This window comes from Paraburkholderia sp. UCT70, assembly GCF_050434085.1.
Taxonomy (GTDB): Bacteria; Pseudomonadota; Gammaproteobacteria; order Burkholderiales; family Burkholderiaceae; genus Paraburkholderia; species Paraburkholderia tuberum.
On sequence record NZ_JBNPVZ010000004.1, the window covers coordinates 906,175 to 919,147 of the forward strand.

The following is a 12,973-nucleotide window of genomic DNA, read 5'->3' on the forward strand; positions in this document are numbered from 1 at the left end:
CCGCCCCGGGAATCGTGGAGGCTGGTTGGTTTAAGTTAATGCGGGTTCGGCGACCGATGTTTCAAGTTGCCGATAGTAGTTTGCCTCAGCTTCAGCCGGCGGGATGTAGCCGATGGGTTCCATCAATCGATGATGATTGAACCAGGCCACCCATTCCAGCGTTGCCAACTCGACGGACTCGCGTGTTTTCCAGGTGCGGCGATGAATCAGTTCGGCCTTGTACAAACCGTTGATTGTCTCGGCCAGTGCGTTGTCGTAACTGTCGCCACGGCTACCAACCGAGGGCTCGATGCCCGCTTCGGCCAGTCGCTCGCTATAGCGAATGCTGACGTATTGCGAGCCTCTGTCGGAGTGATGTATCAACGTTCCATCTCCGCCTGGGCGCCGCGCATAAAGTGCCTGTTCAAGTGCATCCAGAACGAAGTCTGTAGTCATCGACGAACTGACGCGCCAGCCGACAATCCGTCGGGCGAACACGTCGATCACGAAGGCCACGTAGAGCCAGCCCTGCCACGTCGAGACATAGGTGAAATCAGAAACCCAGAGCTCGTTTGGCCGGTCCGCCCTGAACTGCCGGTTGACCCGATCCAGCGGGCGAGCGGCCGCCGCATCGGCAATGGTCGTGCGAACACGTTTGCCTCGCGTTACGCCACGCAAACCCAGTTGCTTCATCAGCCGTTCGACCGTACAGCGAGCCACCGCAATGCGCTCCCGGTTCATCTGCTTCCAGACTTTATCCGCTCCGTAGACACGCATGTTGGCTTGCCAGACACGCTGGATCTCAGGCCGCAGGCGTTCATCGCGTATCGCACGTGCGCAGCGGCGCGACGGATCGCGAACGCTGCGCAGCATGGCGCCGGTAGCCCGACGGGGCAATCCGCAAGACCTTGCAGATCGGCTCGACCCCGAAGGTGTCTCGATGCTGATCGATGAAGGCCTTCAGGACTTCAGGCGGCGGTCGAGCTCCGCCTGGGCGAAAAACGCACTCGCCAGTTTCAGAATCTCGTTGGCGCGGCGCAGTTCCTTGACTTCGCGCTCCAGTGCCTTAAGACGTTCGCGTTCCGACGTGCTCACGCCCTCGCGCTCGCCGCTATCGACTTCATCTCGTTTGACCCACCCCAGCAATGTCTGGCTCGTGCAGCCGATCTTGGGGGCGATGGATTCGATCGCCGCCCACTGTGACGGATACTCGCCCCGATGCTCTTGCACCATGCGCACTGCACGTTCCCGGACTTCAGCAGAAAATTTGTTCGACTTGTTCATGGCTCCATTCTCTCAAGAGTTGGAGCCTCCACCAAATCCGGGGCGGTTCACTTCATCCCATATCAAGGCCTCTTTCAGACGCTCAAGCTCGAGCGCGGCAATGGTTTCATTAACCGTGTGGAGTCGGGGGCCGGTCTGCAGAGTCCCTATAATCAGGAGATGATCATCTCCTGATGTCGCGACGGCTGGCGCGTTCACTGGGCCCCGGCGGCGCTATGCGGTGCGCGCGCCGCGTGGCTTACGCGCGCCCTTACAGTGCGCCCGACCTGCGCCCTGAGTAGCGTTTTAGTGCCCCAAGTCCTCGCTGAGAAAGGCGCTGCGCTGCGTGCGCATCAGACTGTTTATCTGTTGAACTAGCGGCAGCCCCGATGACCTATTTGTAGGGTGCGGAAGGCAGTCTATTTACGAATGAACGGGTCGGAAAAGCGCCGGAAATTAATGGATTGCGTCTACTTTCTTCGCGCTCGCCCGAACTGCCATTGCTTAACCAGGTTGACTACGGTTGTGACTACTTTTTCGATACCGGTCTTCTTAGGAGGCAGGGCAGCCGCGATCACGTGCCGGATGGGCTTACCTCCGAGCACGATAGAGTGCATCGCGTTGAACAAAAGCTGTTGCTCGTGCGGTGTCACAAACTGATCGAGAATCTTTGACAGATCGCTCCGCTCCTTTCCATCAAGGACGAGCTTCTTCGCCGGTAAGGCTAGGTCATGTATATAGTCGTTGCGGTGATCGTAGAGTTTATCGGCGGCTGCGATCTTTTGCGCCAGTTGTGGTCCAACGTTTAATGAGGCGTCAGCGGCAACGTTTGCAAGAATCGCAAGCCGTTGTCGGTGCCCGATGGATTCCACTCGATGCAACAACTCGTTGTCATCTTGAACTACGGCGCAAAGGACCTGTTTCACGGCAACCTCGAGCACCGAATTTACGAGCAGCAACGCCTCCATCGTGAATCCACTTTCAGCCATCATCGATACGCGAGCGAGTGCTCGTCGCAAAGGAGACATCGACGACTCTGTTCCAAAAGAGACCGCAGCAAGGCCGACTGACGGTCCCCATGTGCCGGGGACCTGAAGACCAAAGGAGCCAGCGTGTTGAAGACGATGGATTACGACATTTCCGGCGGCCATTTTGGCGAATATGCGATGTCCGTTCTGCGCGGTTCGGGGGGCAAGATACCCTGCAGGCAGACCGCCGTATTCGAGCCAATACCCCTCGACGACCCGATTCGCTAGATCTGAAACGAATTCGTGAACATATAAGTTGACCTGATGCAGGAGCCATCGGCTACTCGGACCGTCACTCTTTTTTCGACCTGTTTGCCACAAGTTTTGTGCGATCAGATCGTCAAGAAGACTCCTCACGCTTTCGTCGCCGACTCTAAGGCAATGCTTCAAGACCCTTCGCAGTTCGCCAACCGGAATGTCAACGACGAACGCGGCAACGCTAGGCGGGGATCCAATTTGGTGCGGGAGCGCGACACCAGTAAGTTTCTTGGATATTAAGGCATCGACGGTTTCGGTTCCTCCCTCGAGATTAAAGAGGGAAAACTCAAATTCTCTGGTAGGTGCATTGTCGCTAAATGCCCAGCTAATCCTTGAGCGTACAGCTTGCTGTAGATGCGGCCAGCATCTCTCAAAGATGACTGCGACCTGAAAGACAGTGATTTGCGAGCTGGGAGATAATGGCACAGTTGCGGCCGGCGCAGTGACCTTACACGTCCCCGCAGTTATCTGCTTGTTGAGGATTTCGTATACGGCGTTGCCGTTTTCGATCGGTACAAAATTGGCTCCGCAGGCGTAACCCGTTACTCGGCCGTCCTCAGAGACGTACTCAATCGCATCGGTAAACTGAGGCTCAGACAGTCTGCAAGTGCCAGCATCAATGGACGAGATTATTTCCTGATAGTGTCTATTTCCGGGGTCGACTGGAATCCAGGTTCCCGCGCGATAGAACTGCCGCAAGTTTCCTTTCCAATCATATTGTGCCTCGACCTCGATCATCTAGTCCTCATTTGTCAAGGGTATCGTTGTCTACGAGCGTGGCATTGTACAAAACGACGTGCCTTGTCGACATCGAATTACGCCCGGCCTGCGCCCCGAAAAATGGCTTGATGTGCCGGAATCAGCGTCGGCGCCCCTTTAGGCCGCTCAAACAACAGATTAAAGAACTGCTGGTGCGCGGTGTGGCAACCGCAAGGTGTGGGACGAGAACGCCAGATTGCGGTGTATATCGAATGCGCTGCAAAGCCTTTGCCGGCGGTCTCGTTTACTCTGAACCAGTCTTTACCCGTCCATTCCGCTACGTCGTGACAGCAATAATTCAGTCATTGCAACGAGGAGTTAAAACCATGACTGAAAAGAGTAGGGGGGCGTATACGATGCCGGCCGAGGGGCTCATTCGCGCCGATGATGTCGCCAAGGTGCTGTCGATCGGACTCAGCACATTGCATGCGTGGTGCGCTATTGGCCGGTTTCCGAAGGCCGTCCAGATCGGTCCGCAAGCGGCTCGCTGGAATGTGAAAGTGGTACGCCAATGGATCGAAGAGCGGAGCGGAGGTGCAGCATGACGCCGGGACAATACGCAGAGCTCAACGAGAGCGTGATCAAGCGGACTGGCGAGCTGTTCCCCAGAATGCAGGAGCGAGCGGTCGAGGAGTTCGCGGCGGAGCACGGTGGATATCGCCCGAGGTTCTTCTCGACAGATGCTGATTTTCTCGAGGGTAACCACGGTTCCGTCGAGAAGCGCTCGGCTCTGCAGATCGACCAGCAGGTGACGCCATTGGCGCGCCTGTTTGGCTGGAATGCGTTCATTAGCTGGGACTTCTCGATCTGGTATGCGCCGATGAATCCGCCGCAGGTGTCTGTGCGCCGGCGTGGTCCGAGACCCGCGCAGCAGCCGATCCTACGCTGGCGAGCGGCCGATCCAGGAGTGCTCGAGCTGACCGGCTTCGATGGCGAGGTCGAACTGATCGCGTGCCAGAAACAGTTGTTCATGCGGCTTATGCAGATCGGCGCACACAGCAAGATGGGGACGCCCAAGACACGCGAGATTGCGGAACTCGGCCTGCGGATGATCGCCCTCACGGCCGCGTGAGCGGATAGCCAGCAACAACGAAGGCCGGCCCGTCCGGCCTTTTTGTTTGCCTGAGGCGCGACGTCGAGCGCGTGGCCCGGTCGGAGGGCGTCGTCGATGCGCTGTATGCGGCGAGCTGCTCGAGGCGCTGCCGCGCTGTGTTAGCGTGGGGCGAGGTGAGATCGGAGGAGGTGCTGGATAAATCCAGAGCCCACAAAGCCAAAACCCCTGAGCCGGTGGCGAGCCGGGTATTCAGGGGCGCTTTGGGTGATGCAAAGGATGTACGTATTGTATCGCGTTTTTGCCGGTCCATGAGCAGTTCTCGGTTGGAAATTTCACGAGTCTTGGCTTGTCACGACAAACGGTCTGATCCATAGCGCGTCAATAACCCGGGCCTACTCTGGCGAAAAATATAATCCTTTGGAGTGTCTCCCCCCGCATGGATAATTCGTCGAATGGCACTCCGAGCAAACGCGGACGGCCGTGCGGTACAAGCGGCGCGGAGGGATCTGCGTTCATAAAAATTACCAGGTGGAGGCTGCCAGCCAATCCCTGGCGCCATGGCGAGATGGCGATTTAGGAACTGACAGATGCAAGGGACAGTAGGTAACAACGATGCAGCTACGGCTGCAGGAACGGGCGTCGGTGAATGGGACGCACGTGTATCGCTCGTCGAGGCGATGGCTGAAAAGGACATCAACGTCGACATCAACGACGTCATCATCGACGGCAAGCTGCACCGGATCTATGTTGAAGGGGACGACAAGGGAACCAAAAACGGTTTCTATACCGCCTTCTTCGACGAAACGCCCGCTGGCAACTTCGGTTGCAATAAGCGCTACGGCTACGACGTCAAGCACCCTTGGTCCATGAAGGTTAAGCGAGCGCCGATGAGCGCGGAGGAAAAGCGCGCGTACCGTGAAAAGATGGACGCGGATCGCGCGCGCCGCGCGGCTGAGGAGTCTGCCCGCGACGCGGCGGCGGCAGCGCTGGCTAATCGCATTTGGGACGCGGCGACGCATGTCGAGGGTGACGATCATCCGTACTTGAAGCGCAAGGGAATTCAGTCGTATGGCCTGCGCGTGGGCACATGGGAGAAGGTCGATCAGAATACCGGCGAGGTGTCGATCATCTCGAAGAATGCGCTGCTGATCCCGATTTGGGCGCCCGGCAAAAAGATCCATTCGCTGCAGGCGATCCTGCCGGATGCGAAGAAGCTCGGCCGCGACAAGGACTATCTGAGTGGCGCGAACAAGCACGGCCATTACTTCTCGATCGGCAAGCCCATTGAGCACGAAGGGAAGCAAGTCATTCTGCTCGTTGAGGGCTACGCGACGGGCGCGTCGCTGCACGCGGCGACGGGGCATGCGGTGATCGTGGCGTTCGACGCGCCGAATCTGCTGCCGGTGGCGGAACTCATGCGCCACAACTTTCCGGACGCGACGATCGTCGTCGCCGGCGACAACGATCAGTGGACTTTGCGGCCAGTGAAGAACCCGGGCCTGATGCGTGCGAACGAGGTCCGTGACGCGGTCGACGCGCTGGTGGCGATGCCCCAGTTCGATGCTGCGCTGGGTGTCGCCAACGCAACAGGCAAGATCAAAGGTCCGAACGACTTCAACGATCTGGCGAGGCTCGAGGGCGACGACGCGGTGCGCGCGGTGATCGCGAACACGCTGATCCCGCCGGCGGTGGCCGAGCACGACGCGCTGGCGGGCGCGCTGCAGGTTGAGGATGAGGAGTTGATCGACTTCGCGGCCGATGGTGCGATGGGATCGAATGACGATGAGAAGCTTGCTGACGTCTTTGTGTTGAGCGTGAAGAACATGGTGCCGGCGACGTTGGCCGTCGACCTGCCACAGGAGATCCTCGAACAGCATGCGGTGACGCCAATCACCCCGCGTGTTACGCGGGAGATGAAGGAGCACGCGGTGGCCGGTCTCCCGGGTGCTGACGCTCGCGACGGCATGTTCGGTTGTCCACTTACCGAAGTAGGTAACGCGGAGCGGCTGTTCGGGTTTCATGGAAACAATCTCCGCTACTGCCCGGATACAAAGGCGTGGCTGCATTGGGAAAACGGTTGCTGGCTTTGGGATCTCGACGGTAGCAAGTTGCGCCAGCTGGCGGCGGATCTGAGCCTGTCCATCTATGACGAGGGCCGAAACTACCTTCATCAAGCGGAGCACTTCATCAAGTGGGCGCGGAAGTCGGGTGAGAAGCGCACGATCGAGAGCGCTACCAAGTTGCTCGCGGATCGCCATGAACTGCGCATCCCGCTCGCACATATCGACGGCGATAAGTTCGTGATGGGCATTGACGACGGCCGGCAAGTGGTAGACCTGCGCACGGGTCGGGTCCGGCTGGCGCAACAGTCCGACATGATCACGAAAAGCGCCGGTGTGCGCGGTGTCGGCGACGAGTCGAAGGCGGTGCGATGGAAAAAGTTTCTCGACGAGGTCTTTCTCGGCGATCAGCAGATGATCGACTGGCTGCAGCGGTTTCTCGGGTACTCGTTGACCGGGTCCACGCGCGAACAGTTCTTCATGTTCGGGTTCGGCGGCGGATCCAACGGAAAGGGTGTGCTGGCGTCTGTCATGCGCGAAGTGTGGGCCGACTACTACCGCACGATATCGAGCGATACGTTGATGGAGCAGCGTCGTTCTAGCGGTGCCGCGACGCCTGAGCTCGCGAAGCTGGTTGGCGCACGGTTGATTATCTCTGGAGAGACTGAGCGGGGCTGTGCCCTCTCCGAAGCGCTCGTTAAGCTGGTGACGGGAGAGGAGGAGATTAGCTGCCGCCATCTCTACGGCCCGGAGTTCGAATACCTGCCGCAGTTCAAACTGTTCATGGCTGGCAACTATAAGCCGACCATTCGCGGCACGGACAATGGGATCTGGCGCCGAGTACGTCTGGTGCCGTTCAATCGCAAGTTCGAAGAACACGAGATGGACAAGGGGCTCGGCGCAAAGCTGATCGAGGAGCGCGAACACATCTTCGCCTGGATCCTCGCCGGTTGCCTGAAGTGGCAAGAGCGGGGGCTCTGCGATCGGCCGGGCGCAGTCGAACGCGCGACGCGCGAGTACCGCGCAAAAGAGGACGTGATCGGCGAGTGGCTATGCGAGATTTGCTCGTTCGGGCCAGATAATACGACGGGCGCGCGAGATCTGTTTTCGAAATATCAGGTGTGGGCGTTGGCTAATGGATACCGCCCGATGTCCGAAAAGAATTTCAGGGAAAACATGCTCGAGCGGGACGGCATCACCGTTACGCGGCGTGCAGCAGGAAATCAGTACAAGGGAATCGCGGTGCTCTTCTGAGCTTCGAGACATCCATGCAAGGCACCTTCGGGTGCCTTTTTTGTTGGTTAGACGGCAATTAGTGTAGGGAGTGTAGGGAGAAGAGCATTTTCCCTAAACCCTCTCTATATACCCCCTCATAGGAGGAGTTTATGGAAAAAGGCGGTTTACCTACACTCCCTACACTAATGCGCCCACGGAGGGGCTAGGTCATGCGGAAGGCCATGCACGATGCTCAGTCATCATGGGAAATCCCTTTCAAATAAGCCGACAACGACTGCTTCATCCAGGCGACCGTGTCTCGTGTTACCGCCTCGCGTCTTTTCGGGTCGAACAGGTCGCCGCAGAGGACCTTTCTGTTGTCGTTGAAGATTGATATCTCGCACAGGCAGGACATCGCTGCATTGCCGTCACTACACGTCTTCTCGGTTTCGGCGACGTTCGGATCTGGGAGAACGTAGACAGAGACCAGCGACCGGTCACCACCGCTGAGGTTGATCGCCGGGAAAATGTCGCAGTTCAGGAAGCACTGCTCGATTATCTTGAAATTGCCATTGTCTTCCGACTTCAGGACACGCATGGAGTAGGAGAGGCCGCCTCGGTCCTCGGTCGGTGAGACATTGACGGATTCAAATTTGACTCCCGCTTTCGACGCTTGACGATAGAACTGCAACACCATATCTCCAACGATGAGCGGAGCGTTCTGCGTTATATAGCGAGATCGATTTTCCTCGGCGACGTGATTTTGCTGGATGTCGTTGATTTTCGACTGAGCCTGAACGGCCTCAGCGAGGTCGTCAGAATACGACGCTGTGCTACAGCAGAAAAGGCAGAGCGCGAGCGTACTGGCGATAAAGGTGGCTCTCATTGCATTCCCCGAACCTGGTTTGTAGGCTTGGTAGCCAATCTATTGGCGGTTGCGAGTTTACCGCAGATGCGCGGATCCCGATTGCCGGCATCGGCCGGCCAAAGGCGCGGCGCGCGCGGGAAGCGCCGCGATTACTATCCGGGCGCTGTGCCGCGCCGGGCCTTGGCGGATCGGCACTCTGAGAATCGTGACGTTAGTATCGAAGTATCGAAACTTTCTCCGAGTATCTCTGTGAGCAGAGCTCCCCATCCCCAGCGTGCCGCGTGCATGGTTGCCATGCGCAAGGCGATCGAGTCGGCTAAGCCTGACGCGCTCGCGGCCGTGCGTGCGACGTTCGAGGCGACGGTACCGCTGAGTGCGTGGAAATCCTGGCTGCGTATCGTACGCGCCGGCGGCGACGAAGCGATTACTGCGCCTCCGGATCAGGCGGCGATGCCGGCCGTCCTCAAACTGGCGGCGTCCTCAGTGCCGCTGGATCTGCCTACCCGCCTGGCGGCAATGGACGCGAACGTCGCGATGCTCGTTTCGTTCTGCGTCACGCAAGTGCCAGATCCGAAGACGGGTGAGATCACGCTCAAGTGCAAAAACCCGGTCCTCCTCGAGAAGGCGATCCGCGTTCAGGCGCTGGCTAGCAAGCTATCACTGGACCACGCAGAAAAAGTGCTCGAGCTCGAGCGGCTCAGGGACCAGATGAAGGAGTTGGGCGAAGCGTTGGGCGAAGCGCTCAATCTCGAGGCGCCCGACGTCACGGATCGAGTCCTGCGGAAGCTGCATGCTGCGGCACAGGCACAAAGGGATCGACTGGCCGGCATCGCGCCGGAAACGAGGTAGCCGACTTCTAGGCCGAGCTGTGGCGGTCAGGCGACGCCGTATAGGTAATCTCCTCGTGCGTCGGCGGTCGTTACTTGATGATGTGTGTCCGGTCCACCGTGTGCGGGCAGTCTGATGAAGGAAGTAGAAATGGCTGAAGTGAAGTTAACCACGCGGCGCGGCGGTCGCAGGGATCCGATGGAAGCGGTGCGGTCGGCCGCCTATGGCGCAGGGTTCGTCGCCGGCGAGAAGACCGCTGAGGTGCGCGCCGATCTGTTCCGGCGTGAGATGGCCGTCGTGCTCGTCGCGCTGGGCGCTGCGATCGCGGCCGGCGAACGGGCAGACGTGATCGCTTGGTATGGCGTCGCGTCTAGGGTGTTATCTAACGGCGCCGGCGAGTGATCAGTAGGTGTGGTATCACGAGCAACGCGGCCGCCTGCGGATGGCCGTTTTGAAGTTGCGCGCGCACTCCAACTCGCGACCTTCATCATCAACGAAAAGGACGTTGACGACGGCCGCGAGGCATGCAGCTCTAATGCCCCTGGTGCCGCAATTATGCGTGCGAGCAATTCAAGTGGCGCAACAGTCGGCTGTGGGGCGCGATGCAGACTGGTCGTCGTCGCGCAGACCTAGGCTTGGTGTTTGGTCGGCACCAGGTCACAGTTTCTCCGGTCTGCCCTCCGACAGCTGCCTTGCCCACGTAGCGCACATAAGCTACCGTTATGTGAGATGCGGAAAAGAGCCGGGAAAGCGACGTGTAATCTCCATCACGCGAGGAGACGTTGATGCGCGATCCTATATGGTTGGCGTTGGCGAAGTCCAGGCTGGTTCGTCATTTTGTTGGGGTTTCGCTTTGTGGCTGGAGCATTCTGTCCGTTGCACAGATCGATTGCGGTTCGTTCGCGACGTCGTCCGAGCTATCCAAAGAGACCGATGTCAAGATTCTAGCCGCCGTGGGTCGTTTGACCCAATCAGGACGGGTAGGTGGCGGGTTTGAGCGAGAGATCCAAATGGAGATTGGGAATCTTCAAAAGGACGCACCGGCAAGCGACAAATCTGCTATCGCCGCGCACACCCTTTACGCCATGTGCACAGCGTTACGGGATCGCGACGATATTTCGACACAACGGAAATTCGAGATCCTGAGTCAATTGATCGCTGCGTCGGAGCCCCCGCGCCCAACCTCGGCTAAACCTCATGCTAATGCTCCAGTTTCGCCCGCAGGACCGCCCGCCGGGAGGTCGAGCTTGCCGCCGCGTAAAGCTGACGTACGCACTGGTTCCAACGACGACTTTAATGCTTCGTTGGACGCGCTTATTGCGAGGATGGCTTCGGCAAACATCGCCTTCAATGCCCCATCACCGATCAATGTCGAAGAAACCGCCGATATTGAACTGCGTCTGGATTTGCACAAATCTCCCAGTGAACTCGCGGCGGAGATTTCCTCCGAGGGCACTAAGCAGTCGGCTGCAATCAAAGTGTCTGACACGATGATGGCCCATCTCTCAGGCGACGGCTTTACGATCACGCCAAATACTCCGGAAACGCAGGGCATTAGCGGTACGGAGGCAACCGTTTGGTCTTGGCAGATCAGACCCAAGTCAGCCGGGAAACAGAAGCTGGCTTTGACGCTCGATGCAATGCTGGTCGTCAACGGAGGAACAATGCCGAGGGCCGTGAGGACGTTTTCAACGAATATCGAAGTGACGGTTTCGCCCTTGCAGCGGGTGCAAAAATTTGCCGCCGATTATTGGCAGTGGGTTTGGACAGCGGTCCTCGTGCCGATAGGCGTCTGGATTGTCAAGCGACGGAAGTCAAAGCCAGCGGCTTGAACAGGAAGGCCGAAAGAGCTCACCGATGTTTTGTATTCAACCCGGCCGTATTACCACGACGTACAACCTGCGTCGGTCCGTCGTAACCAACGACGGCGCATGCCGCGCCCTATGCGCGCCCGGTCGAGTCGCGGGATCCCGGAAACCCAATCCTATAGTGGCGCCGCGCACCGCTGCCAACAGATCTTCTGTCTGTTGGTTGCGGAACGTCAGGGGTCTGAGTGCCCGTCGCTATAGCTGGTGACTGAGACTGTGTCGAGATCGGTATCGAGGGCGCTGCCCCGTCCGGAGCTGCATTGTCGGAGCGAGGCCGACGCACTTAGTGCGCGCATTTCTCTAATATTGCCTGATATGTTTTTAGTCGATCGGTGACCAATCCTCTCGAGTATTCGTACATGGTTTGCGGCGGTTGCCCAGGTATAAGCACTTTATTCAAGTCGAGTTGATTCTGAAGAGATACAACCTGGTCTTTTGCGAAGCTACAGGAGTTCGCGGTTCCTGCGCGTTCGTTCAAGGCGGTAATCTGGTTAGCATAATCATCCAGCTTGGCTTGGCGTGTCTTGTCGGTGGCGATGAGCTGCGTGACTTGACTTTTTAAACTGACGTTTTCCGCAGACTGTTCCGCTAGCAAAGCGTCGCTTTTGGCGGATTTTGCCGACAACAGATTAATTTGATCTTGATATCTTTCACCGGCTGAATGCAATCCCAGGTGATAACCGTACCCGCCTGCGGCAGCGCAAAGCGCAAGCAGAGACGTGATCATCAGGATGTTAGTGTGCAGCTTCGAATTACCCTTGTTGTCTGATGTTGCTTGGTCTGACATAGCTGTTTTTATGATTGAGGAGACGTTTTTATCGGCAGATTTCTGCAAAATCTTTAGTGAGCAAATCGACGTGCCGAATATAAACCTTGGGGTTGGGCGCGCGACAACCTGCAACACGTCAACCTTTACCTCGCGCAGATTGTCGAACGGCTGGGTACGCCTCACTGGAGGCTGCTCGAGAAGGTGCGCCATCTGACGGGTAATCCCGACGGCGTCGCGGCGGTGAACATGATCGCAATGACATATCTCGACGGCGACCGGAAACGGCCAGCGTTTGATCTCACGCGCCACGGCGTCTGGTTGCTGGCGTCGTCCACTCGCGGCGCTGCGGCGGCCGCGCTACGTGATGAATTTGCGGTGGACGCGACGAGGTCAGCAGAGCAGGTATTGCTCGCGCCGGCTTGTTGCTGCTGTTGTTGTCGCGTTTGTCGAGATGCTAATGTAACGCCACATGCAATGGACGATTTTGACTCTAGCGTCGGTGTTGTGATCCCGTAGAAGCTCACCGTGCGGCTCATGCTATGCGCAGTCTGCGAGTATCATGTCCGGCGACTTGGGGTCGCCCTGTGCCTGCGCAACGCGCAGATAGTTGCGCAGATGTTTTCAGGTAGACGCGGAGTTCTGAACCGGAGGCAGCCGTGACCAAAGTAACCTTGACCGTCGCTTCTCGCGATTCAATTTCTGCCCGCGTTGTCGCTGCGACGGAAGGCGAGGCACAGGGACCGCTCATTACCTTCCGATCTGCCTCTGAGCTGTTCCAGATGCTGACGCTACTGCGCGCGAAGCTGATCAGGACGATGGTGGGTGCTGGGCCACTATCGATTCACGAGCTCGCGCGCCGGCTCGGCCGCGATGTCGACCATGTCCACGAAGACATGCATGCTTTGCTGAACGTAGGCGTACTGGAACGCACACACGACGGGTCTTTCGTGCTCCCGTATGAGGTGGTGCGTGTGGACTTCACGTTTACCGCAGCGGACCGGCTGCATGAATAAAAAGACCTTCC

The 12,973-nt window shown here is 58.1% G+C and carries 10 protein-coding genes, 1 pseudogene and 1 other annotated feature; of the genes and pseudogenes, 7 read left to right on the forward strand and 4 right to left on the reverse strand.

Going from position 1 to position 12,973, the window contains the following annotated elements:
- Positions 1-30: 30 nt before the first annotated feature.
- Positions 31-1,263 (reverse strand): annotated as a pseudogene (locus OKW41_RS29800) (IS3 family transposase).
- Positions 869-985 (reverse strand) — a sequence feature (AL1L pseudoknot). It overlaps the preceding pseudogene by 117 nt.
- Before the next feature lie 449 nt (positions 1,264-1,712).
- Positions 1,713-3,266 carry a hypothetical protein gene (locus OKW41_RS29805; RefSeq protein WP_429574851.1) on the reverse strand — a complete coding sequence of 518 codons (1,554 nt, stop codon included), beginning with the start codon at positions 3,264-3,266 and terminating at the stop codon, positions 1,713-1,715.
- A 44-nt stretch (positions 3,267-3,310) separates the two neighbouring features.
- On the opposite strand from OKW41_RS29805, the gene OKW41_RS29810 reads away from it, so the two are divergent.
- From OKW41_RS29810 to OKW41_RS29820, 3 genes are all read left to right on the forward strand, one after another.
- Entirely contained in the window at positions 3,311-3,832 is a 522-nt protein-coding gene (locus OKW41_RS29810) for a helix-turn-helix transcriptional regulator (protein ID WP_429574852.1), read from the forward strand.
- Positions 3,829-4,359 (forward strand): hypothetical protein, encoded by a 531-nt coding sequence (locus OKW41_RS29815; protein ID WP_429574853.1) that lies wholly within the window; start codon positions 3,829-3,831, stop codon positions 4,357-4,359. The genes OKW41_RS29810 and OKW41_RS29815 overlap by 4 nt, the downstream gene beginning before the upstream one ends.
- 569 nt (positions 4,360-4,928) lie before the next feature.
- Entirely contained in the window at positions 4,929-7,655 is a 2,727-nt protein-coding gene (locus OKW41_RS29820; RefSeq protein WP_429574854.1) for a phage/plasmid primase, P4 family, read from the forward strand.
- Between the two features lie 214 nt (positions 7,656-7,869).
- Here the strand turns inward: OKW41_RS29820 and OKW41_RS29825 are convergent, their stop codons facing one another.
- Positions 7,870-8,502 carry a hypothetical protein gene (locus OKW41_RS29825; RefSeq protein ID WP_429574855.1) on the reverse strand — a complete coding sequence of 211 codons (633 nt, stop codon included), beginning with the start codon at positions 8,500-8,502 and terminating at the stop codon, positions 7,870-7,872.
- Between the two features lie 276 nt (positions 8,503-8,778).
- Here OKW41_RS29825 and OKW41_RS29830 point away from each other — a divergent pair, with 276 nt between their 5' ends.
- The 3 genes from OKW41_RS29830 (at position 8,779) to OKW41_RS29840 (ending at position 11,144) form a co-directional block, all read left to right on the forward strand.
- Positions 8,779-9,333, forward strand: a complete 555-nt coding sequence (locus OKW41_RS29830; RefSeq protein WP_429574856.1) for a hypothetical protein — start codon at positions 8,779-8,781, stop codon at positions 9,331-9,333.
- A gap of 129 nt (positions 9,334-9,462) precedes the next feature.
- Positions 9,463-9,714, forward strand: coding sequence for a hypothetical protein (locus tag OKW41_RS29835; protein ID WP_429574857.1), 252 nt, complete (start codon positions 9,463-9,465; stop codon positions 9,712-9,714).
- Positions 9,715-10,097: 383 nt separating this feature from the next.
- The gene (locus OKW41_RS29840) at positions 10,098-11,144 is read left to right on the forward strand and encodes a hypothetical protein (protein ID WP_429574858.1); all 1,047 of its coding nucleotides are present in this window, start codon (positions 10,098-10,100) and stop codon (positions 11,142-11,144) included.
- Positions 11,145-11,463: 319 nt separating this feature from the next.
- On the opposite strand, the gene OKW41_RS29845 is transcribed toward OKW41_RS29840, so the two are convergent.
- The gene (locus OKW41_RS29845) at positions 11,464-12,258 is read right to left on the reverse strand and encodes a hypothetical protein (protein ID WP_429574859.1); all 795 of its coding nucleotides are present in this window, start codon (positions 12,256-12,258) and stop codon (positions 11,464-11,466) included.
- A gap of 347 nt (positions 12,259-12,605) precedes the next feature.
- On the opposite strand from OKW41_RS29845, the gene OKW41_RS29850 reads away from it, so the two are divergent.
- Complete coding sequence (locus OKW41_RS29850; protein ID WP_429574860.1) at positions 12,606-12,962, forward strand: transcriptional regulator; 357 nt, start codon at positions 12,606-12,608, stop codon at positions 12,960-12,962.
- Positions 12,963-12,973 lie beyond the last annotated feature (11 nt).